Here is a 21,863-nt window from a genome sequence, read left to right as displayed (position 1 = left end):
CGGCGCGCTCGACGTGCTCGCCGCCGTTCTCGTCGTCGCCGCGCTCGTGATGCCGAACTCCATGGACGGGCTGGAGCTTTCGACGTTTGTGCGGATACCGGCGGAGGGGGTGATCGGGGCCGCCGTGATGCTCGCGCTGCCGCGCCGCCCCAGGGTGGCGCTGGCCGTCGTGTCCGGGGTCGCGCTGGCCGCGCTGACCGTGCTGAACCTGCTCGACATGGGCTTCAACCAGTACCTGGGCCGCGGCTTCAACCCCGTCCTCGACTGGAGCCTGCTCGGCGACGCCCAGTCGTATCTGGTGGACTCGCTGGGCCGTACGACCACGCTCGCCGTCACGGCCGGGGTGATCGCCGTCGTACTGCTGCTGTTCACGCTGCTGTCGCTGTCGACCGTCCGGCTCGCCAACCTGCTCGCCCGGCACTCCGGCATCGCGACCCGGGGCACCCTGATCGCCGGCGTCGTCTGGATCACCTGCTCCTCGCTCGGTGTGCAGATGTCCGGCACGCCGCTCGCCGTCGACCGCACCGCGACCGCGCTGAAGGGGCAGGTCCGGCAGGCGCGGAACACCCTGCGGGACGAGGCGGAGTTCGAGAAGGTGGCCAGGGTGGACGCCTTCGGGAACACCCCGGGCAGCCAGCTGGTGCCGGATCTGCGCGGCAAGGACATGATCTTCACGTTCATCGAGAGCTACGGCCGCAGCGCGGTCGAGGACCCGGTCATGGCACCCGGGGTCGACAGCACCCTCGACGCGCGCACCAAGGCCCTGGCCAAGGCCGGTTTCCACGCCAGGAGCGGCTGGCTGACCTCGGCGACCTACGGCGGCAGCAGCTGGCTCGGGCACTCCACCACCATGTCGGGCCTGTGGATCAGCGACCAGCAGCGCTACCGCACGGTCATGGCCAGCGACCACATGAGTCTGACCGACGCGTTCAAGAAGACCGGAGCCTTCGACACCGTCGGCGTCATGCCGGGCGTGCAGAAGGGGTGGCCGGAGCAGAAGTGGTACGGCCTGGACAGGGTCTACAACGCCTTCCAACTCGGCTACAAGGGACCGAAGTTCAGCTGGTCGACGATGCCGGACCAGTACACGCTCCAGCAGTACCAGGACCGCGTGCACAGCAAGAAGCCGGCCGACGGCAAGTCCCGTATGTCGCTGCTCATCCTCACCTCCAGCCACACCCCCTGGGCGCCGATCCCCACAATGGTCCCCTGGAACCAGCTGGGCGACGGCTCGGTCTTCGACTCCATCGAGAAGGCGGGCCACCCGTCGACCTACACCCTCACCGACGACACGCACACCAAGGAGGAGTACGGCAAGTCCGTCCAGTACACGGTGACGGCGCTGACCGAGTGGCTGGAGCGCTACGGCAACGAGAACACCGTGCTGGTCTTCCTCGGCGACCACCAGCCGAACGCCCACGCCAGCGGCAACCACGCCAGCCGTGACGTGCCGGTCTCGATCGTCGCCAAGGACCCGAAGCTCCTCGACAAGATCGCCGGGTGGGGCTGGACCGACGGCCTGCGGCCCGCGCACAACGCGCCGGTGTGGAAGATGAGCGCCTTCCGCGACCGCTTCCTGACGGCGTACGGCTCGACCCCTCACCCGAAGAAGGGCTGATCAGCCTCCGGAGGTGTCCAGCTCCGCGTCCTCGCTCACGCCCGCGCAGTCGTACGGGTCCTTGAGCCAGCCGTCCGGCAGCACCACCCGGTTGTTGCCGGACGTACGGCCGCGCGGGCCGTCGGCACCGAGCGGCCAGGCCTGGTCGAGGTCCAGCTCGTCCAGGCCGGCCCGCAGCTCCTCCAGGGAGGACGTGATCGCGAGCCGCCCCCGCATCTCGGAGCCGACCGCGAACCCCTTCAGGTACCAGGCGACGTGCTTGCGGAAGTCGATCACGCCCTTGGACTCGTCGCCGATCCACTCGCCGAGCAGCCGGGCGTGCCGGACCATGACGTCGGCGACCTCCCGCAGCGACGGCCGGGCACTGCATCCATCAGTGCCTTCGGCACGGGCGTCCAGGCGCCCCTCGAAGGCGGCGACCAGGTCCGCGAACAGCCACGGCCGCCCCAGGCACCCGCGCCCCACGACCACCCCGTCGCAGCCGGTCTCCCGCACCATCCGCAGCGCGTCCTCGGCCGACCAGATGTCGCCGTTGCCGAGCACGGGGATCTCCGGGACGTGCTCCTTCAGGCGTGCGATGGCGTCCCAGTCGGCGGTGCCGCCGTAGTGCTGGGCGGCCGTACGGCCATGGAGCGCGATCGCCGTGACGCCCTCCTCGACGGCGATACGGCCGGCGTCGAGGTAGGTGATGTGATCGTCGTCGATGCCCTTGCGCATCTTCATCGTCACCGGCAGGTCACCGGCGCCGCTCACCGCCTCGCGCAGGATGGCGCGCAGCAGGTTCCGCTTGTACGGGAGGGCCGAGCCGCCGCCCTTGCGCGTGACCTTGGGGACCGGGCAGCCGAAGTTCAGGTCGATGTGGTCGGCCAGGTCCTCTTCCGCGATCATGCGGACGGCCTTGCCGACGGTCGCCGGGTCGACGCCGTACAGCTGGATCGAACGCGGGCGCTCGCTCGCGTCGAACCTGATCAGCTGCATGGTCTTCTCGTTGCGCTCGACCAGCGCCCGGGTCGTGATCATCTCGCTGACGAACAGGCCCTTGCCACCGCTGAACTCCCGGCACAGGGTGCGGAAGGGCGCGTTGGTGATGCCCGCCATGGGTGCGAGCACGACGGGCGGTGTCACGGCGTGCGGGCCGATGGAGAGCGGGTGGGTCATCGTCAGGGCTCCGGGACGGATGTAGGGCACTGGGACACGGGGCAAGAACCCATTGTCCCTCACCCGGCCGGTCACCCGTCCGCCAGCTCCGCCAGCCTCTCCAGCCGCTCCTCGCTCTCCTCGTCGGCGGGGAGGTACGCGACCACGCGGTGGGCCGGCTGCTGTGGTGCCAGCCACATGTTGCGGTGCTCCAGGCGGATCAGGCCGACGACCGGGTGGAGGTACCGCTTGACGTGCGGGGACATCGGCGCGACCTCATGCCGTTCCCACAGCTCGCGGAACTCTCCGGAGACCGCCAGCAGCCCCTCCAGCCGCTCCTTCCACGCGGGCTCGGCCACATGCTCGGCCATGGCCACCCGGTACTTGGCGATCAGGTCCCGCAGCATCTCGTCCCGGTCGAGGAAGTCCCGCTTCCAGCGTTCGCTGGTGGTCAGCAGCCACAGACAGTTCCGCTCGGCCGGCGGCAGCTCGGCGGGGTCGCCGAAGACCTGGGCGAAGGGGCGGTTGGCGGCGAGGACGTCGTACCGGGCGTTCTGCAGGGAGGCCGGATAGGGCGCGAGCCGTTCGACGACCTTCCGCGCGGACGTGGAGACCACCGGGCACTCGGGGTCGGTGCGCGGGTCGGCGGTCCCGGCGAGGGCGAAGAGGTGGGCACGCTCGGTGGGGTCCATGAGCAGGGCGCGGGCGACGGCGTCCAGCACCTGCGCGGAGACATGGGCGGCACGGGCCTGCTCGATCCACGTGTACCAGGTCACGCCGACCGCGGAGAGCTGGGCGACCTCCTCCCGGCGCAGTCCCGGCGTACGGCGACGCGGGCCGCGCACCAGGCCGACCTGCTCCGGGGTGATGCGCTCGCGCCGGCTGCGCAGGAACGCGGCCAGTTCCCGGCGCCGGATGTGCTGCGCCTTCGGTGGCTCCGCGCGGATGTGCTGTGCCGTCGGCTGCTCGGTGCGGATGTGCTGCGCCGTCGGCGGCTCCCCGCGGACGTGCCGCGCTTCCGGCTGCTCCGTGCGGTGTTCCGGCGCTGCGATGCTCATGCACCAAGGGTGCCGTCCCGCCGTAGCCCGGTTCCAGTTGGTGCCGGTACCTGGATGAGCACCGCCTGGTACCCCGCTGGGAGCTGTCCCAGAGTCGAGGCGTGACCACGACGACGATCTCTCCGCCGACCGAAGCCCCGGCCCGCGGGCTGACGCCCCTGGGCCTGCTCACGCTCCTCCTCGGGACCGCGCTCCCGATGATCGACTTCTTTATCGTCAATGTCGCGCTGCCGACGATCGAGCGCGATCTGCGTGCCACGCCGGCCACGCTGGAGATGGTGGTGGCCGGGTACGCGGTGGCGTACGCCGTGCTGCTCGTCCTCGGCGGCCGGCTCGGCGACGGCCACGGCCGCCGCCGGCTGTTCCTGTGGGGTGTGGCCGGTTTCGGGCTGACCTCGCTGGCCTGCGGGCTGGCACCGACCGCCGGGTGGCTGGTGGCGGCGCGGATCGCGCAGGGTGCCGCGTCGGCGGCGCTGCTGCCGCAGGTGCTGGCGACCATTCACGCGACGACGTCCGGGGAACGGCGGGCCCGTGCGGTCGCCCTGTACGGCTCGGTCGGCGGGGTGTCCGTCGTGCTCGGGCAGGTGCTGGGCGGGGTGCTGGTGGCCGCCGATCTGGCCGGCACCGGCTGGCGCGCGGTGTTCCTGGTGAACGTGCCGGTGGCGGTCGCCGCCCTGGTCTGTGCGCTCCGGGCGGTGCCGGAGAGCCGGGCCGAGCGGCCGGCCCGCGGCGACCTCGCCGGTACGGCGCTGCTGGCGGCGACGCTGATCGCGCTGCTGCTGCCGCTGACCGAGGGCCGGGCGGCGGGCTGGCCGCTGTGGTCGGTGCTGCTGTTGTGCGCGGCGCCGCTGTGCGGGGCGGCGTTCCACGGAGTGGAGCGGCGGGCGGAGCGGGCCGGCGGGAGCCCCTTGCTGCCCCCGTCCCTGCTGACCGCGCCGGACGTCCGCCGGGGTCTGCTGCTGGGCCTGCCGGTGTTCATCGGCTTCGCGGGCTGGATGTTCGTGAGCGCGGTGACGCTGCAACAGGGCCTCGGCTACGGGGCGTTGGGGGCAGGGCTGACGCTGGTGCCGATGGGGGTGGCGCAGTTCGCGGCGTCGATGCTGGCGCCGCGTGCCGTACGGCGGTTCGGGGGGCGGGCGGTGACGCTGGCGGCGGTGGTGCACATCGCGGGTCTGGCCACGGTGACGGCGACCGTGCTGCTGGGCCCATGGCCGCACCTGAGCCCGCTCGCCCTCTCCCCCGGCCTGGTGCTGTGCGGCCTCGGTCAGGGCCTCCAACTGCCCCTGTACTACCGGATCCTGCTGGCGGCGGTCCCGGCCCGGCTGGCGGGCACGGGCAGCGGACTGGCGGCCACGCTCCAGCAGTCGTGCCTGGCCGTCGGGGTCGCGACGCTCGGCTCGCTGTTCCTGTCCCTCGTCCCCGGTCTCGGCATGCGTCAGGCGCTGGCAGTGGTGCTCGCCGTGCAGGCGGCGGAACTGCTGGGGCTGGGATGGCTCGGCCTGCGGCTGCCCGCCAAGATCATGTAGCGATCATTAGTTAGACACACTATTGAAATCCACGTACGATGGGAGCATGCCCGAGTTGAGCCATCGCCGCCGTCTGCTCGTGCTCGCGATCTGCTGTATGAGCCTGCTGATCGTGAGCCTGGACAACACCGTGCTGAACGTGGCGCTGCCGTCCATGCAGCGCGATCTGGACACCACCACCTCCGGCCTGCAGTGGACGATCGACGCCTACACGCTGGTCCTCGCGTCGCTCCTGATGCTCGCGGGCTCGACGGCCGACCGCATCGGCCGCAAGAAGGTCTTCATGGCCGGACTGGTGGTCTTCTCCGTCGGCTCACTGCTGTGCTCGATCGCCCCGAGCCTGTCCCTGCTGGTGGTGTTCCGCATGGTGCAGGCGATCGGCGGTTCGATGCTCAACCCGGTCGCCATGTCGATCATCACCAACACCTTCACCGATGCCCGGGAGCGGGCCCGCGCGATCGGTGTGTGGGGCGCGGTGGTCGGCATATCGATGGCGGCGGGCCCGCTGGTGGGCGGTCTCCTCGTCCAGTCGGTGAGCTGGCGCTCGATCTTCTGGATGAATCTCCCGGTAGGCCTCGCCGCTCTCCTGCTCACCCTCCGCTTCGTGCCCGAGTCCCGCGCGCCGAAGGCCCGCCGCCCCGACCCGGTCGGGCAGCTCCTGGTCATCGTCCTGTTCGGCTCGATGACGTACGCGATCATCGAGGCGCCGGAGTCGGGCGCGGCCGCGGTGGCCCCGTTCGCCGTGATCGCGCTGGCCGCGCTCCTCGCCCTGCTCCACTACGAGCCCCGCCGTGCCGAACCCCTCATCGACCTGCGCTTCTTCCGCTCGGCTCCGTTCAGCGGGGCCACGGTGATCGCGATCAGCGCGTTCGCGGCGCTGGGCGGCTTCCTCTTCCTGTCGAACCTCTACCTGCAGAACGTCCGCGGTCTCGACGCCCTGCACGCGGGCCTGTGGATGCTGCCGATGGCCGCGCCGACGTTCCTGTGCGCGCCCCTGTCCGGCCGCCTGGTCGGCAGCCGCGGCCCGCGCCTGCCGCTCCTGGTGGCCGGTACGGCGATGACCGCGAGCGGCGTCCTCTTCGCGGCCTTCGGGGCGGAGACGTCGAACGTCACCCGCTTCCTCGGCTACGTCCTGTTCGGCGTCGGCTTCGGTTTCGTGAACGCGCCGATCACCAACACGGCCGTCTCCGGCATGCCCCGCGCCCAGGCCGGTGTCGCCGCCGCGGTCGCCTCCACGAGCAGGCAGCTGGGCCAGACCCTCGGCGTCGCGGTGGTCGGCGCGGTGCTGGCCGCCGGCATCAACTCCTCCGCCTACCGCGACACCTTCGTCCCGGCGGCCCGCCCCGGCTGGTGGATCCTCAGCGCCTGCGGCCTGTCCGTCCTCGTCCTCGGCCTCCTGACCAGCGGCCGCTGGGCACGCGACACCGCCGAGCGCACGGCGCAGAGCTTGTCGTCACCGGAGGTACGGGAAGCCGCGGGGACCGGGGCGCGGGCCTGAGGGCCGGGAGAGACGAGGCTGCCTGGACGCGGGAAGCGAGGCCGAACTCGGCCAGGAGCCGGGGCAAGTCGCCCGTCGCGGCGGGCGGGGACCGAGTCGTCCCCGCGCCCGCCGGCCACGCGAGGCCGCTCGTCCGCGACCGTACGAGTGGCTTCGCCCGTCGCGGACCTACCGCTGCGCCATCTCGTACAGCTTCTCCAGCCGCTCGCGGGACTCCTCGTCGGCGGGGGTGTACGTCACCATGCGGGCCCCCGACTCCGGGCCCAGCCAGAGGTCCGTGTGCTCCAGCCTGAGACGACCCACGAGGGCGTTGCGGAACTCCTTGGTCTTGGAGCGGCTGTCGACCACCTCGTAACGCTCCCAGTTCTCGCGGAACTCGGGGGACACCGTCTTCAGTCGCTTCAGGAGCATCTTCCAGGCCGGCTCGCCGAGATGACCGGCCATCGAGGCGCGCAGCTTGGCGGCCATCAGACGCTGGCTCTCCTCCAGGTGGACGACCGAGTCCTGCCACTCCCTGTTGGTGTACACGAGGAGCAGGCAGTTGAGGTCCTCCGCCGGCAGGGCGTCCAGGTCGCACAGGAGGCGGCCGTAGGTGCGGTTGTAGGCGAGGATGTCGTACCGGCTGTTCTGGACGCAGGCCGGGAGCGGCTCCAGCCGGCGCAGCATCTCGCGCAGGGCCGAGGTGACGCTCGGGCAACTCGCGGCGGGGGTCGGGTCGGTGGCGCCGGCCAGCTGGAAGAGGTGCGCGCGTTCGCTGGCGTCCAGCATCAGGGTGCGGGCGAGCGCGTCCAGGACCTGGACGGAGACCTGGATGTCACGGGCCTGTTCGAGCCAGGTGTACCAGGTGACGCCGACCGCGGAGAGCTGCGCGACCTCCTCCCGGCGCAGTCCGGGCGTACGGCGTCGGGCCCCGCGCGGCAGGCCCACCTGCTCGGGGCTGATGCGCTCACGGCGGCTGCGCAGGAACGCGGCCAGTTCGTGCCGCCGGATCTCCGAGCCCCGGACCGGCCGCGGGGCGGTCTCCTGAGCCATGGCCGTCGTCGTCATGGCTCCAGGGTGCCTTCCCTCTCATCCTGTTGCCAGGTGGTTCTGCTACCAGGATGAAGACGCGCCACGCAAAGGAAAGGAAAGGAGCGAATAAAGTAAAAGCAATGCGTCGCCATGCAGAGACGTCATACAGAGAGACGTCATACAGAAGGGATCACCAGGTGCCTCGCGCCTTCCGCTCCGCACTGGTCGCCTGCGGCCTCGTCCTCGCCACGGCCGCGACCGCCGGGGCCGCCGTGGCCGACGACTCGCCGCCCGGCCGGAGCGCGCCCTCGGCCACGCTCTCCGTCGACATGGGGAGACCGGGCAGCGAGGTCGAGGTCTGGTGGCTGGACGAGTGGAACTCTCCGCAGGACAAGGTCGAGGTGTCCTCGTCCGCCTTCGAACAGCCGGTCCGGCTGTCCTGGTCCGGGCGCCAGTACGGCGGCAAGGCCCGGCTCCGCGCGGCGGCGCCGACCGGCTCCGCCACGGCGCGTGTGGTGAGCCACGGCGGGCACGATGTCAGGGAGAAGCGGTTCTGGATAGCTGAGGAGCCGTCAGTCGCCGAGGAAGTGCGGCACGGTCTCACGGCTCACCCGCAGTGGGGGCTCGTCGGAGGCGTCGGCCTGCTGGGGGGCTGCTGTCTCCTCGCCGCCCGGATGCGGCGAAGGCCGGGACGGTCCCGCTGACGCGACCGCGCGCCGCATCCTGTTGCCAGGTAGTTCCGCTACCAGGATGAGGACACTCTGGTACCAGGCTCAGCGATGGCGCAGGCTCGGGGACATGAGTGAGACCGTCACCACCCGGGCCGTCCCCACGACGGCCGCACCGCCCGCACTCGGCGGGCTCGGACTGTTCACCGTTCTCCTGGCCGCGGCGCTGCCGCTGGTCGACTTCTTCATCGTCAACGTCGCCCTGCCCACCATCGGTGCCGATCTCCACGCGGGCGAGGCGGTACTGGAGCTGGTCGTCGCCGGGTACGGCGTCGCCTACGCCGTACTGCTGGTGCTCGGCGGCCGGCTCGGGGACCTGTTCGGGCGGCGCCGGCTGTTCCTCGGCGGGATGGCCGCGTTCGGGCTGACCTCACTGGCCTGCGGGCTGGCGCCCGGCGCCTGGAGCCTGGTCGCGGCGCGGGTCGCACAGGGCGCCGCGGCCGCCGCGATGCTGCCGCAGGTGCTCGCCACCATCCAGTCCGCGACGCACGGCGCGCGCCGCGCGAAGGCCATGAGCCTGTACGGCGCCACGGCCGGACTGTCCATGGTGGCCGGGCAGATACTCGGCGGGGTGCTCGTCGCCGCCGATGTCGCGGGCACGGGCTGGCGGTCGGTGTTCCTCGTCAACGTCCCTGTCGTCGTGGTCGGGTTGATCCTGGCCGTGCGCGTCATGCCCGAGACCCGGTCGCAGCATCCCGAGCCCGTCGACGGCCTGGGCACCGTCCTGCTCGCGGTGTCCCTGCTGACGCTGCTCGCCCCGCTCACCGAGGGCCGGGCGACGGGCTGGCCGCTGTGGACGTGGCTGTCGCTGGCCGCGTTCCCGTTCGCCGCCGGCGCGTTCTGGGCGGTGGAGCGGCGGGCCGACCGGGCGGGGCGGACCCCGCTGGTGCCGCCGAGTCTCATGGCGCTGGCCTCGCTGCGGCGCGGTCTGGTGCTGATGGTGCCGTTCTCGATCGGCTTCAGCGGGTTCATGTTCGTCATCGCGCTGGCGCTGCAACGGGGCGCCGGGCTGGGTCCGGTGCCGGCCGGGCTCGCGCTCGCGCCGATGGCCGTGGCGTTCCTGTTCGTCTCCCTCGCCGGGCCCCGGCTGATCGGCCGGTACGGCACCCGCGTCGTCACCGCGGGCTCCGCGGTCCAGGGTGTGGGCATCCTGCTGATCGTGCTGGCCGCCTGGCGGGACTGGCCGCATCTGGACGTCGGCTCGCTGCTGCCGGGCGCGGCCGTCGCCGGCGCCGGACAGGCGCTCCAACTGCCCAACGTCCTGCGGCTCGTGATGTCGGAGGTGCCGCCCGCCCGGGCCGGTGTCGGCAGCGGCGTGATGGTCACCACCCAGCAGTCCGCGCTCGCCCTCGGCGTGGCGACACTCGGCACCCTGTTCCTCACCCTCGTGCCTCACCTGGGCATGCGCGACGCGCTGATCACCACGCTGCTGCTCCAGCTGGCCGGAATCGCCCTGACCGGCCTGCTCAGCCTGCGCCTGCCCCGCCATGTCGGCTGAGCCGGAGGGTTCGGCGGTTCAGGTCGCGGGGCACGGCTTGGACAACTCCATGTGAAGCTCCCCCTGTTGATGTTCGTCTTGTTGCACACTCCTGTCCCGGTCGGGGTGTGCCCGACGCGAGGAGGCGCGAGGCGTCATGCCGCAGGGCAACAGCACGAGCAAGGTCAGCCGCTGGGACCAGCACGGCCGGGAGCACGTCGTGCGGGTGCACCGCACGGGAGTGCAGCGCACCATCCGGTGCGACACGTGCGGCTGGCGCCGGGGCGCCCAGTTCCTGCCGTGGCTGAAGGCCGAGGAGCATCTGGCCGAGGCCCATCAGGCGACGATCGACCCGGCGGCCGCCCGGCAGCCCTCAAGGTAAGAACATCGGCCCTCAACACCGCGCTTGATCTGCGCTCTTACCAACCGAGGACACGCTCCGTCACCTCTCGAGTGGCCGCTTTCCCCCGGCGGGTTCAGCCTGGGAGACGTCCATCGAGCGACAGGAGACACACATGACCTCGGTACTCCGCCATCGCTACGGCCGCGCGCTCGGCGCCGGTGCTCTCTCCGTGGCGCTACTCTCCGGCGGAACGGCCGGAGCCTTCGCCGCCACGCCCACACCGACACCGACCGCGACCTCCACGAGCCACATGGCCGCCAAGGCCTCGATCACCCTGACGGCCAACAAGACCTCGGTGAAGGCCGGCGAAGCGGTGAAGCTCACCGGGCGTACCAAGGGCCTGAAGGTCGGCAGCCCGCTGGCGCTCCAGCACCTGGCGTCCGGCAAGTGGACGAATCTGAAGGCGACCACGACGGTCAAGAAGGGCAGCTCGTACGCCCTGGTGGCCAAGCTCCCCAAGGGCACCCACCAGCTTCGGGTCGTGTCCGCGAACAAGACCGGCAAGGTCGTCTCGCCCACCGTCACGGTGAAGGTGAGCTGAGCCCCACCGGGCACACTCTCACCGCGAAGGTGACGCAAGTCCCCGTATCAGCAGGTCCACTACGGCCGTGAACTCCTCGTCGACGCCGGGAGCGGTCCACTCCCGGGCGTAACAGGGGTCGTGGAAGCGGCCGGTGGCCTGGAAGACGGCCCGGGCCGCGGCGGCCGGGTCGGGCACCGAGAAGGCGCCCGACCCGGCCCCTTCCGCGATGATCCGGGTCAGCTGCCCGGTCAGGTCGGCGAGGTGCTCGCCGACCGCCGTCCCGCTCTCGTCCGTCAGCACCGTGTAGGTGGCGAAGAGCTCCGGGTCGTCCCCCGCCTTGTGCCGCTTGGCCTCGAACAGGGCCGCGAGCCAGGCCCGCAGCCGCTCCTCGGGCGTGCCGTCCGCGGCGACGATCCCCGCGAGCTTGTGAGACGTCCGGTCCAGCCAGCGCTTGGTGACCGCCTCGCGCAGCGCCGCCTTGGTGCGGAAGTGCCGGTAGACACTGCCATGGCTGACGCCGAGCGCGCGGGCGACGTCCACCACGGTGGCCTTGGCCGGGCCATGGCGGCGCAGCACCTCCTCGGTCGCTTCGAGGATGCGCTCGGCGGTCAGTGTCTCGGTGGGCGGTGCCATGCCTTAGACCGTACCCGGCGCCACGGTCAGCGCTCGCTGTCGAGGTGCGCCAGCTGCGCGGCCGGGTAGCGGTCGCCGGCCGCCGCGTCCGCCGGTACGGCCTCCTCGATCGCCGCCAGATCGGCCGCGTCCAGGGTGACGTCCAGCGCGCCCAGCGACTCGGCGAGCCGCTCACGGGTGCGGGCGCCGACCAGCGGCACGATGTCCTCTCCGCGGGACAGCACCCAGGCGATGGCGATCTGCGCGACCGTGACGCCCTTCTGCTCGGCGATCTTGCGCAGGGCCTCGACCAGATTCAGGTTGTGCCGGAGGTTCTCGCCCTGGAAGCGGGGCGAGTGGGCGCGGAAGTCGGTCGGGGCCAGCTGCCGGTCACGGGCGAAGTGGCCGGAGATCAGCCCGCGGGACAGCACGCCGTACGCGGTGACGCCGATGCCCAGCTCGCGCACGGTCGGCAGGATGTCCCGCTCGATACCCCGGCTGATCAGCGAGTACTCGATCTGCAGATCGGCGATCGGAGCGGTGGCGGCGGCCCGCCGGATGGTCTCGGCGCCGACCTCGCTCAGGCCGACGTGCCGGACGTACCCCTTCTCGATGAGTTCGGCGATCGCGCCGACCGTCTCCTCGATCGGCACGTCCGGGTCGAGACGGGCGATCCGGTAGACGTCGATGTGGTCGACGCCGAGGCGCTGCAGGGAGTAGGCGGCGAAGTTCTTCACCGCTGCCGGGCGGCCGTCGTGGCCGCTCCAGTTGCCCTCCGGGTCGCGCAGGGCGCCGAACTTCACGCTGGTCAGGGCCTGTTCGCGCAGGGCGCCCGGGGCGGTGCGCAGGGCCTCGCCGATCAGCATCTCGTTGTGCCCCATGGCATAGAAGTCGCCCGTGTCCAGCAGGGTGACGCCCGCCTCCAGGGCGGCGTGGATCGTCGCGACGGACTCCGCGCGGTCGGCCTCGCCGTAGAGCGCGGACATGCCCATGCAGCCGAGGCCGAGGGCGGAGACGGTCGGTCCGGTCGTTCCGAGGTGTCGGGTTCGCATCGTCATGCCTTCACGATGCCATGACAGCTGACAGATTTCAATATCTGTCATTCCAACTTTGTCATTCACAGCCCGGCGCGGGCGGCGGCCACCTGTCACCGTCCCTGGTCTCCCGGGCCTGGCAGAAAACCTTGCCCTCCCGCGGACAACCCGCAGCGCAATTCCGGCATCTCCTCGTGTGACCGACAAGTGGGGGAACACGATGAACTGGTTCAAGCCCCTGGGCGTTGCAGCGGCCGGTCTTGCGCTGTGCGGGTGCGTCTCCTCGGCGGGCAGGGCCGGGGCCGAGCCGAGTGCCGCCGTGCCGGCGCACAACGCCGGGAGCACGGCGAGCGCTCCGATCGCGCCCGTGGCCACGCCCGGCAAGCCCCTCCTGATCCTGAACGGCCAGCTCGACGCCCGCCCCGGGCAGCTGGTCTCCCTCCTGCTCGACGGCGTCGGCCGGACCGAGGGGCACGACGCGGTGACCGCCGAGTCGCGTGCGTTCGGCAAGACCGTACGGCTGCGCTGGGACAAGGGCGACCACGCGTACGGGGCGGTGGCACCGCTCGCCATGACGGACCGGCCCGGCTGGTACCCGCTCTCGGTGGCGGTCGCGGGCCGCACCGTGGCCACCGACCGGATCCAGGTCGTCCGCTCCGTACGCCCGTCGTTCACGGTCGGCGTGGACTGGCGCGTGGCCCGGCCCGGTGAGCCGGTGGCGCTGCGCTTCGACGACCTGTACCCGGGCGAGCGCGGCACCGACTTCACCGTGCGGTCCCCGGCGCTGCCCCGGCCCGTGCGGCTCGTCCACGACAACCTGATCGACTACTACGACCCGCGGGCCTTCTCGGCCGTGCCGGCGCTCAAGCCCGGCCTGGCGGACGGCAGTTACGCCTTCGAGCTGTACGGCCCGCAGGGCCACCGCATCGCCGAGAAGCGTCTGAAGGTCAGGGCGGCCCGTCCCGGCGACCCCGACTACCTCGGCAAACCGCACGGCCCCGACTTCTACGACCCGGGCAGGGGCTACCCCGGCCAGGGGCACCACGAGATCAGGGTCCGCGCCGGCGGGCGGGTCGGGGTCATCTGGCACGACGCGTACCCGGACCCGGGCGAGGAGACCCGGCTGACCGCCACGTCCCCGGCGTTCGTCCACGCCGTCCGTCTCCACCGGGACACCAGCAAGGGCGCCGACGGCGACAGCGCGCGCTACTTCGACGTCGCCACCCTGCGTGCCGGTCTGAAGCCGGGCCGCTATCCGGTCACGATCGTCTCCCACCACGGCCGCGTGACGAGGACGGCGTATGTGATCGTGACGGCGGACAGGACATGAGGGCATGAGAACGCCCGCCCGCCGGCCGAGCGAGTCGGCGGGCGGGCGGGCGGAGGACGGCTGGTGCGCCGCGGGCTCAGCAGCCCAGCAGACGCTGCGCCAGGTACCCCTCGATCTGGTCGAGGGACACGCGCTCCTGCTTCATCGAGTCACGCTCACGCACCGTGACGGCGTTGTCCTCAAGCGTGTCGAAGTCCACGGTCACGCAGTACGGCGTGCCGATCTCGTCCTGGCGACGGTAGCGGCGGCCGATGGCGCCGGCGTCGTCGAACTCGATGTTCCAGTTCTGCCGCAGCGCCTGGGCGAGACCCTTGGCCTTCGGGGACAGCTCGGGGTTGCGGGACAGCGGCAGCACGGCGACCTTCACCGGGGCGAGGCGGTGGTCCAGGCGCAGCACCGTGCGCTTCTCCATCTTGCCCTTGGCGTTCGGCGCCTCGTCCTCGACGTACGCGTCGAGCAGGAAGGCCAGCATGGTGCGGCCGACGCCGGCCGCGGGCTCGATGACGTACGGCGTCCAGCGCTCGCCGGCCTCCTGGTCGAAGTAGGAGAGGTCCTGGCCGGAGGCCTTGGAGTGCGCACCCAGGTCGTAGTCCGTACGGTTCGCGACACCCTCCAGCTCGCCCCACTCGCTGCCGCCGAACTGGAAGCGGTACTCGATGTCGGCGGTGCGCTTGGAGTAGTGGGAGAGCTTCTCCTTCGGGTGGTCGTACCAGCGCATGTTCTCAGTGCGCAGGCCCAGGCCGGTGTACCAGTTCCAGCGCTGCTCCATCCAGTACTCGTGCCACGTCTCGTCCTCGCCCGGCTTGACGAAGAACTCCATCTCCATCTGCTCGAACTCACGGGTGCGGAAGATGAAGTTGCCCGGCGTGATCTCGTTGCGGAACGACTTGCCCATCTGGGCGATGCCGAACGGCGGCTTGCGGCGCGAGGTCGTCTGCACCTGGGCGAAGTTGGTGAAGATGCCCTGGGCGGTCTCCGGGCGCAGGTAGGCGATCGAGCCGCTGTCCTGCGTCGGGCCGAGGTGCGTCGAGAGCAGACCGGAGAACTGCTTGGGCTCGGTGAACTGGCCCTTGTTGCCGCAGTTCGGGCAGTTGATGTCGGCCAGGCCGTTCGCCGGGGCGTGGCCCTTCTTCTCCTCGTACGCCTCTTCCAGGTGGTCGGCGCGGAACCGCTTGTGACACGCGGTGCACTCGGTCAGCGGGTCCGTGAACGTGGCGACGTGGCCGGACGCGACCCAGACCTCGGAGGCCAGGATGACGGACGAGTCGATACCGACGACGTCCTCGCGCGACGTCACCATGTAGCGCCACCACTGGCGCTTGATGTTCTCCTTGAGCTCGACACCCAGCGGTCCGTAGTCCCAGGCGGCACGCTGTCCGCCGTAGATCTCACTGCACGGGAAAACGAAGCCACGGCGCTTGCTCAGGCTGACGATGGTGTCGATCTTGTCGGCGGCCACGGTGCTCTCTTCATGACGATTACGACGACGGGCGTTGAAGCGAGAAGCTTCCAGCTTGCGAATTGATTCAGGGTACCGGCGCAGGCTCCCCCACGGCCAAATCGGCCCCCTGCTCACGGCCCTCACCAGCCGTTGTTGACAACGGTTTCCATATTTGTTGAAAATGACTGTCATGAACGTACGACGACGCCTCATACCCGCCGCCGCGGCAGCCGCGGTCACCGCCCTCGGGATCGGCACGCTCTCCGCCTGCTCCAGCGACAGCGCGGCGGCGGCCGGCGCCGGCAAGTTCGACGTCGTCGCGTCGTTCTATCCGATGGCCTTCCTCGCCGAGCGGATCGGCGGGGACCACGTCCACGTCACCAGTCTCACCTCCCCCGGCCAGGAGCCGCACGACCTGGAGATCAGCCCCAAGCAGATCGCGCTGCTCCAGGACTCCGACGCGGTCCTGTACCTGAAGAACCTCCAGCCCTCCGTCGACGACGCGGTGGCCCAGTCCCCGGTGAAGACGAAGGTCGACGCGGCTTCCCTGACCACGCTGGAGCAGCACGGCAACGAGGTCGGCGGCCACGCGGCCGCGCACGACACCCACAAGAACGAGGAGTCGGCGGGCAAGGACCCGCACATCTGGCTCGACCCGGTGCGTTACGCCGAGGTCGCCGAGGGCGTCGGCAAGGCCTTCGAGAAGGCCGACCCGAAGCACGCCGCCGACTACAAGAAGAACACCGCGACCCTGGTCAAGCAGCTGAACGACCTGAACACGCAGTTCAAGGACGGCTTGGCGCACACGAGGACCAAGGTCTTCATCACCACCCACGCCGCCTTCGGCTACCTCGCCGAGCGCTACGGCCTCACCGAGGAAGCCATCAACGGCCTCGACCCCGAGTCCGAGCCGAGCGCGGCCCGGGTCAGGGACCTGGAGAAGATGGCCAGGGCCGACGGCGTCTCCACCGTCTTCTACGAGACGCTCGTCAGCGACAAGACCGCGAAGACCATCGCGGGCGACGCGAGCCTGAAGACGGACGTCCTCGACCCGATCGAGGGCATCACGGCCAAGTCCCGCGGCAAGGACTACTTCTCCGTCCAGGAGGCCAACCTCAAGGCGCTCCAGCAGGCGCTGGGCGCCAAGTGACCGACAGGGAAGGCAGGACCATGGGAGAACCCGTCATAGCCCTGCGCGGCGTCACCGCCGAGCTCGGCGCACGCCCGGTGCTGCGCGGCATCGACCTCACCGTCGGCCGCGGCGAGGTCGTCGCGCTGCTCGGCGCGAACGGCTCCGGCAAGTCCACGGCGATCCGCACGATCATCGGCCAGGTGCCGGCGAGCGGCGGCACGATCGAGCTGTTCGGCACCCCGCGCCGCGCCTTCCGCGACTGGGCGCGCGTGGGCTACGTACCGCAGCGGACGACGGCCGCGGGCGGCGTCCCGGCGACGGTCACCGAGATCGTCTCCTCGGGCCGGCTCTCCCGCACCCGCTTCGGCATGTTCCGCGGGGCCGACCGGGAGGCCGTGCGGCGGGCCCTGGAACTGGTCGGCATGGCCGACCGGGCCAGGGACTCGGTGAACGCCCTCTCCGGCGGCCAGCACCAGCGCGTCCTGATCGCCCGCGCGCTCGTCGCCGAGCCCGAACTGCTGATCATGGACGAGCCGATGGCGGGCGTCGACCTGGCCAGCCAGGAGATCCTCGCGCGGACGCTGCGAGAACAGGTCGGACAGGGGACGACGGTCCTGCTCGTCCTGCACGAACTGGGGCCCCTGGAGCCCCTGATCGACCGGGCGGTCGTCCTCCGCGACGGCTGCGTGCTGCATGACGGCCCGCCGCCCCGCGCGGTCGGCCAGCACGCCCTGCCCGGCCACGACCACGTACACCCGCACGCACCCGCGGGCGCCGAACCTCTCCGCACGGGACTGCTGAGCTGATGGACTTCCTCAACTACGCCTTCATGCAACGGGCGCTGCTCGCCGCCGTCCTGGTCGGCATCACGGCGCCCGCGGTCGGCATCTACCTGGTCCAGCGCCGCCAGGCCCTGATGGGCGACGGCATCGGGCATGTGGCGATGACGGGCGTCGGCCTGGGCTTCCTGCTGTCCGCCTCCCCGGTGTGGATGGCGACCGCCGTCTCCGTCCTCGGCGCGGTCCTGATGGAGCTGATCCGCTGGTACGGCAAGACCCGCGGCGACATCGCCCTCGCCATGCTCTTCTACGGCGGCATGGCCGGCGGCGTGATGTTCATCAACCTCGCGCCGACGGGCTCCAACGCGAACCTGACGACGTACCTGTTCGGTTCGCTCTCGACGGTCTCGCAGTCGGACGTCGTATCGATCTGTCTGCTGGCCGCGTTCGTGGTGCTGGTCACGCTCGGCCTGCGCCGTCAGCTGTTCGCGGTCAGCCAGGACGAGGAGTTCGCGCGGGTCACGGGCCTGCCGGTGCGCGCGCTCAACCTCCTGACGGCGGTGACGGCGGCGGTGACCGTGACCGTCGCCATGCGCGTGGTCGGTCTGCTGCTGGTGTCCGCGCTGATGGTGGTGCCGGTGGCGGCCGCGCAGCAGCTCAGCCGCAGCTTCAAGGCGACCTTCGTGATCGCCGTGGCCATCGGGGTGGCCGTGACCGTCAGCGGCACGATCACCTCCTACTACCAGGACGTTCCGCCCGGTGCCACGATCGTCCTGCTGACCATCGCCGCGTTCGTGGCCATGACGGCGCTGGCCACGCCGGTGGCCCGTCGACGCGCCCGTGCGGCGGCGGCCGCGCACCCGGCCGGGGACCCGACCGAGTGCACGATTCCGGCCACGAGAGGAGCCGGGGACAAGATCGGCGTCTGACCGCTGACAGCCCGGACTGGCACAATGGCCGCCCGGGCAGAAGCGAGACGTGAGGAGGCAACGGTGACGACCGCTGGACCGCCCGTGAAGGGCCGCGCGACCCGACAGCGGGCAGCCGTGGCAGCGGCCCTGGACGAGGTCGACGAGTTCCGCAGTGCGCAGGAGCTGCACGACATGCTCAAGCACAAGGGCGACTCCGTCGGGCTGACCACGGTCTACCGCACACTCCAGTCCCTCGCCGACGCCGGCGAGGTCGACGTCCTGCGCACCTCCGAAGGCGAGTCCGTCTACCGCCGCTGCAGCAGCGGCGAACACCACCACCACCTGGTCTGCCGCACCTGCGGCAAGGCGGTGGAGGTGGAGGGACCGGCCGTGGAGAAGTGGGCGGAAGCGATCGCGGCGGAGCACGGATACGTCAACGTGGCCCACACCGTGGAGATCTTCGGCACGTGCTCCGACTGCGCCGGAGGCTGATCGCCCGGGGGGTTGCCGCTCAGCTCCGGCCGAAGCAGCGCTCCAGTTCGTTCAGATCGTAGAAGGTGCTCCCCTTGCCGATCGGGTGGCAGCCGGTCCTGAACGGCGTCTCCCGCTCGTTGTAGAGCATGCGGACCAGGTAGCGGCCGTCCTTCTCGTACACGTCCCACTGGATGTCGGCGCCGAGGGGAGCGACGGACGCGCCGCGCCAGGGATTGTCGGCGTAGGTGTACGGCTCCCCCGGCGTCGCCGGGTCCGTGCTGCCCGGGAGGTGCATCAGGGCCGCCAGCGGGATGATCTCCTCGGCGTGGGTGAAGCGGAGTTCGGCGCCGAGGTCGCTGGTGCCGGCCCGCTTGGCCTCGACCTGCCGGAAGAAGTCGGCCAGCAGGACGTCGGCCATCTTGTAGGTGATGTCGCTGCCGGCGAAGCCGGGGCCCTTCTCGTAGAAGTCCTCCGCGTCACCGAGGTAGCCGAACCAGGCCGCGTCCGAGCGGGAGATGAAGCGGTCCATGTCCCAGCCCCTGCCGTCCGGGTCAGGGCTCTCCTCGCTCATCGCGGGGGCGATCGCGTACAGGTTGTAGACGGCCTGCGCGGCGCCGACCCGGTCACGGTCGCCGATCCGGTCGACGAAGGGTTCCGCGAACAGCCGGCGCAGGACGCCGTACGCGGCCTCGTACGTCCTCGGCCGGTCCTCGATCGAGGCCAGGGTGTCCTTGAGGCGCTGGTCGCCCGCGATGTAGTCGCGGTACGCCGCACCGCCCGCCGCCTTGTGGAAGTACAGCAGGTCCTTGTCGGTGCGGGTGGCCCCGATCAACGGCTCAAGCGCGGGGTCGGCCGAGGCCAGCGCGCCGGTGAACTCGCCCGCGCTGTCCACGGCCCGCCCCTGTCCTGAGCTGACCACGTCGATCTCCTCGCCCGCGTCGGCGATCTTCGCGAACAGCGTGGGCAGGCGCCGCTCCATCCGCGTCGCCGTGTCCCGCATCTCCTGTCGGCCGCGCCCGCTGAGGTTGCCGTACCCGACCCGGGACATGGCGGCCTGCAGGGCCCGCACGCGCGGCCCGAACTCCTCACCGGCATCGGTGAGTTGGCCCTGCTGCTGCGCCTTGTCCCACAGCGCGAGGATCAGGTCGCCGTCCGTGCCGTCGGTCGCCGCGCGCGAGCCGTGCCGGGAGACGTTCTCGGTGAAGACGGGCTCGAAGCCGGCCGGGGGCCGCTCGTAGCCGTCGGCGCTCTGCTGAGGCTCGTACGGGGCCTTGGTCCCGTAGCTCTCGCGGTGCGCGGGGCCGTCGGCGGCGTGCGCGGGCAGCGCGGTGAGCAGCAGGGCACCGAGAGCGAGGACGGGCGTGAGGCGTCTCATGAGTCCCGCATCCTCGACGGCCCCGGTGAACCGCCGGTTGCTATGAGGTGGAATCGCCCTTCATGGCGGCCTCCATGGCCAGCAGTTCCTCGTTCGGGACGGCGCCGCCGAACCGCCGGTCGCGGGAGGCGAACTCGACACAGGCCCGCCACAGGTCACGGCGGTCGAAGTCGGGCCACAGCACGTCCTGGAAGACCATCTCGGCGTACGCGCTCTGCCAGAGCAGGTAGTTGGAGGTGCGCTGCTCACCGCTGGGCCGGAGGAAGAGGTCCACGTCCGGCATGTCGGGGTAGTACAGGTACTTCTGGATGGTCTTCTCGCTGACCTTGGCCGGGTCGAGCCGGCCGGCCTTCACGTCCTCGGCCAACGCCTTGGCCGCGTCGGCGAGTTCGGCCCGGCCGCCGTAGTTCATGCAGAAGTACAGGGTGAGCAGGTCGTTGCCCTTGGTCTGCTCCTGGGCGACCTGCAGCTCCTTGGCGACCGACTTCCACAGCCTGGGCATCCGGCCCACCCAGCGCACCCGGATGCCGAGCTCGTCGAGCTGGTCACGGGTCTTGCGGATGAAGTCGCGGTTGAAGTTCATCAGGAAGCGGACCTCGTCGGGCGAGCGCTTCCAGTTCTCGGTGGAGAAGGCGTACAGGGAGATGTTGCGGACGCCGATCTCGATCGAGCCCTGCAGCACGTCGAGCACCCGCTCGGCGCCGACCTTGTGCCCTTCGGTGCGGGGCAGACCGCGCTCCTTCGCCCACCGGCCGTTGCCGTCCATGACGATGGCCACGTGGTTCGGGACCAGCTCGCCGGGGAGCTTCGGCGCGCGGGCACCGGACGGGTGCGGCTCCGGCGCCTTGTGCTCGCGCCGCTGGCGTCCCAGGATCCCGCGTACCACCATGTGTCTCTCGTCTCCCTCTACGTCTTTTCCACATACCTGAGCGAGCGCAGCCCCCGCTCCAGATGCCAGTGCAGGTAGGCCGACACCAGCCCGCCGCCCTCGCGGACGTACCGCGCCTCGCACGCGTCCGCCGTCTCCCAGTCTCCCGTAAGCAGCGCGCCGAGGAGTACCAGGGTCTGTGGCGAGGGTACGACGCTGCCGGGCACCCGGCAGTCGGCGCAGACGGAGCCGCCGGAGGCGACCGAGAAGAAGCGGTTCGGACCGGGCATGCCGCACTTCGCGCAGGCCTCGAAGCTGGGCGCGTAGCCGTTGACAGCGAGGGAACGCAGCAGGAAGGCGTCGAGGACGAGATGGGGGGCGTGCTCCCCGCGGGCCAGTGTCCGCAGGGCGCCGACGAGCAGCAGATACTGCTGGACGGCGGGCTCGCCCTCGTGGTCGGTGAACCGCTCGGCGGTCTCCAGCATCGCCGTACCGGCGGTGTAGCGGGCGTAGTCGGTGACGATTCCGCCACCGTACGGCGCGATGGTCTCGCTCTGTGTGCACAGTGGGAGCCCGCGCCCGACCAGCTCGCTCCCGCGCGCGAAGAACTGCACGTCGACATGGGAGAAGGGCTCCAGCCGGGCCCCGAACTTCGACTTGGTCCGCCGCACCCCACGCGCCACGGCCCGCACCCGCCCGTGACCGCGGGTGAGCAACGTGATGATCCGGTCCGCCTCACCCAGCTTCTGGGTGCGCAGCACGATGCCGTCATCCCGGAACAGACTCATCGCCGACCCCCGCCTTCGCCCGGCCGGGGGTCCGGGGGGTGTCCCCCGGGCAGGCACAGCATGATCCGGTCCGCCTCACCCAGCTTCTGGGTGCGCAGCACGATGCCGTCGTCGCGGAACAGACTCATGGCACCCATTCT

The 21,863-nt window shown here is 71.1% G+C and carries 22 protein-coding genes; 12 read left to right on the top strand and 10 right to left on the bottom strand.

Annotated elements, in window-relative coordinates; genetic code table 11:
• Nucleotides 1-49 precede the first annotated feature (49 nt).
• A complete protein-coding gene (locus AB5L52_RS29955; protein ID WP_369368999.1) occupies nt 50-1,618 on the top strand; it encodes a CDP-alcohol phosphatidyltransferase in 1,569 nt (522 codons plus the stop codon).
• Here the strand turns inward: AB5L52_RS29955 and dusB are convergent, their stop codons facing one another.
• Nucleotides 1,619-2,776 (bottom strand): tRNA dihydrouridine synthase DusB, encoded by a 1,158-nt coding sequence (gene dusB, locus AB5L52_RS29950; RefSeq protein ID WP_351020973.1) that lies wholly within the window; start codon nt 2,774-2,776, stop codon nt 1,619-1,621.
• Nucleotides 2,777-2,847: 71 nt separating this feature from the next.
• The gene (locus tag AB5L52_RS29945; RefSeq protein WP_369367185.1) at nt 2,848-3,813 is read right to left on the bottom strand and encodes a helix-turn-helix transcriptional regulator; all 966 of its coding nucleotides are present in this window, start codon (nt 3,811-3,813) and stop codon (nt 2,848-2,850) included.
• Between the two features lie 101 nt (nt 3,814-3,914).
• Between AB5L52_RS29945 and AB5L52_RS29940 the strand changes: the two genes are divergently transcribed.
• Both AB5L52_RS29940 and AB5L52_RS29935 read left to right on the top strand, forming a co-directional pair.
• Nucleotides 3,915-5,339, top strand: a complete 1,425-nt coding sequence (locus tag AB5L52_RS29940) for an MFS transporter (protein WP_369367184.1) — start codon at nt 3,915-3,917, stop codon at nt 5,337-5,339.
• A 46-nt stretch (nt 5,340-5,385) separates the two neighbouring features.
• A complete protein-coding gene (locus AB5L52_RS29935) occupies nt 5,386-6,837 on the top strand; it encodes an MFS transporter (protein ID WP_369367183.1) in 1,452 nt (483 codons plus the stop codon).
• A gap of 168 nt (nt 6,838-7,005) precedes the next feature.
• Here AB5L52_RS29935 and AB5L52_RS29930 read toward each other — a convergent pair whose 3' ends face one another.
• Nucleotides 7,006-7,884, bottom strand: coding sequence for a helix-turn-helix transcriptional regulator (locus AB5L52_RS29930; RefSeq protein WP_351020491.1), 879 nt, complete (start codon nt 7,882-7,884; stop codon nt 7,006-7,008).
• 161 nt (nt 7,885-8,045) lie between these two features.
• Between AB5L52_RS29930 and AB5L52_RS29925 the strand changes: the two genes are divergently transcribed.
• The 4 genes from AB5L52_RS29925 (at nt 8,046) to AB5L52_RS29910 (ending at nt 10,997) form a co-directional block, all read left to right on the top strand.
• Nucleotides 8,046-8,552 carry a hypothetical protein gene (locus AB5L52_RS29925; protein WP_369367182.1) on the top strand — a complete coding sequence of 169 codons (507 nt, stop codon included), beginning with the start codon at nt 8,046-8,048 and terminating at the stop codon, nt 8,550-8,552.
• 94 nt (nt 8,553-8,646) lie between these two features.
• Nucleotides 8,647-10,074, top strand: coding sequence for an MFS transporter (locus AB5L52_RS29920; protein WP_369367181.1), 1,428 nt, complete (start codon nt 8,647-8,649; stop codon nt 10,072-10,074).
• Between the two features lie 136 nt (nt 10,075-10,210).
• Nucleotides 10,211-10,435: a hypothetical protein gene (locus AB5L52_RS29915; RefSeq protein WP_023550947.1), complete on the top strand. Its 225-nt coding sequence runs from the start codon at nt 10,211-10,213 to the stop codon at nt 10,433-10,435.
• 133 nt (nt 10,436-10,568) lie between these two features.
• Nucleotides 10,569-10,997 (top strand): hypothetical protein, encoded by a 429-nt coding sequence (locus tag AB5L52_RS29910; RefSeq protein WP_369367180.1) that lies wholly within the window; start codon nt 10,569-10,571, stop codon nt 10,995-10,997.
• 18 nt (nt 10,998-11,015) lie between these two features.
• On the opposite strand, the gene AB5L52_RS29905 is transcribed toward AB5L52_RS29910, so the two are convergent.
• Nucleotides 11,016-11,612, bottom strand: coding sequence for a TetR/AcrR family transcriptional regulator (locus AB5L52_RS29905; RefSeq protein ID WP_369367179.1), 597 nt, complete (start codon nt 11,610-11,612; stop codon nt 11,016-11,018).
• Nucleotides 11,613-11,638: 26 nt separating this feature from the next.
• Complete coding sequence (locus AB5L52_RS29900; protein WP_351020481.1) at nt 11,639-12,649, bottom strand: aldo/keto reductase; 1,011 nt, start codon at nt 12,647-12,649, stop codon at nt 11,639-11,641.
• 172 nt (nt 12,650-12,821) lie between these two features.
• Between AB5L52_RS29900 and AB5L52_RS29895 the strand changes: the two genes are divergently transcribed.
• Nucleotides 12,822-13,955 carry a hypothetical protein gene (locus AB5L52_RS29895; protein ID WP_369367178.1) on the top strand — a complete coding sequence of 378 codons (1,134 nt, stop codon included), beginning with the start codon at nt 12,822-12,824 and terminating at the stop codon, nt 13,953-13,955.
• 76 nt (nt 13,956-14,031) lie between these two features.
• Here AB5L52_RS29895 and AB5L52_RS29890 read toward each other — a convergent pair whose 3' ends face one another.
• Nucleotides 14,032-15,414, bottom strand: a complete 1,383-nt coding sequence (locus AB5L52_RS29890) for a glycine--tRNA ligase (RefSeq protein ID WP_351020477.1) — start codon at nt 15,412-15,414, stop codon at nt 14,032-14,034.
• A gap of 172 nt (nt 15,415-15,586) precedes the next feature.
• Between AB5L52_RS29890 and AB5L52_RS29885 the strand changes: the two genes are divergently transcribed.
• From AB5L52_RS29885 to AB5L52_RS29870, 4 genes are all read left to right on the top strand, one after another.
• Complete coding sequence (locus AB5L52_RS29885; RefSeq protein ID WP_351569558.1) at nt 15,587-16,546, top strand: metal ABC transporter substrate-binding protein; 960 nt, start codon at nt 15,587-15,589, stop codon at nt 16,544-16,546.
• A gap of 20 nt (nt 16,547-16,566) precedes the next feature.
• Nucleotides 16,567-17,334, top strand: coding sequence for a metal ABC transporter ATP-binding protein (locus tag AB5L52_RS29880; RefSeq protein WP_351569561.1), 768 nt, complete (start codon nt 16,567-16,569; stop codon nt 17,332-17,334).
• Nucleotides 17,334-18,236, top strand: a complete 903-nt coding sequence (locus AB5L52_RS29875; protein ID WP_351020472.1) for a metal ABC transporter permease — start codon at nt 17,334-17,336, stop codon at nt 18,234-18,236. The genes AB5L52_RS29880 and AB5L52_RS29875 overlap by 1 nt, the downstream gene beginning before the upstream one ends.
• Before the next feature lie 63 nt (nt 18,237-18,299).
• Nucleotides 18,300-18,710, top strand: a complete 411-nt coding sequence (locus AB5L52_RS29870) for a transcriptional repressor (RefSeq protein ID WP_351569564.1) — start codon at nt 18,300-18,302, stop codon at nt 18,708-18,710.
• Between the two features lie 19 nt (nt 18,711-18,729).
• Here AB5L52_RS29870 and AB5L52_RS29865 read toward each other — a convergent pair whose 3' ends face one another.
• Genes AB5L52_RS29865 through AB5L52_RS29850 form a run of 4 tightly spaced genes read right to left on the bottom strand, consistent with a single transcriptional unit; the run spans nt 18,730 to nt 21,851 of the window.
• The gene (locus AB5L52_RS29865; RefSeq protein WP_369367177.1) at nt 18,730-20,067 is read right to left on the bottom strand and encodes a histidine-type phosphatase; all 1,338 of its coding nucleotides are present in this window, start codon (nt 20,065-20,067) and stop codon (nt 18,730-18,732) included.
• Nucleotides 20,068-20,107: 40 nt separating this feature from the next.
• A complete protein-coding gene (locus AB5L52_RS29860; RefSeq protein WP_351020466.1) occupies nt 20,108-20,956 on the bottom strand; it encodes an isoprenyl transferase in 849 nt (282 codons plus the stop codon).
• A gap of 17 nt (nt 20,957-20,973) precedes the next feature.
• Nucleotides 20,974-21,723: a DNA repair protein RecO gene (gene recO / locus AB5L52_RS29855; protein ID WP_351020464.1), complete on the bottom strand. Its 750-nt coding sequence runs from the start codon at nt 21,721-21,723 to the stop codon at nt 20,974-20,976.
• The gene (locus AB5L52_RS29850; protein WP_369369093.1) at nt 21,720-21,851 is read right to left on the bottom strand and encodes a hypothetical protein; all 132 of its coding nucleotides are present in this window, start codon (nt 21,849-21,851) and stop codon (nt 21,720-21,722) included. Before AB5L52_RS29850 ends, recO begins: the two co-directional genes overlap by 4 nt.
• Nucleotides 21,852-21,863: the final 12 nt, after the last annotated feature.

This window comes from Streptomyces sp. CG4, assembly GCF_041080655.1.
GTDB lineage: Bacteria > Actinomycetota > Actinomycetes > Streptomycetales > Streptomycetaceae > Streptomyces.
The sequence above is the reverse complement of the archived record's forward strand: the minus strand, read 5'-3'. Positions and strand labels throughout refer to the sequence as shown.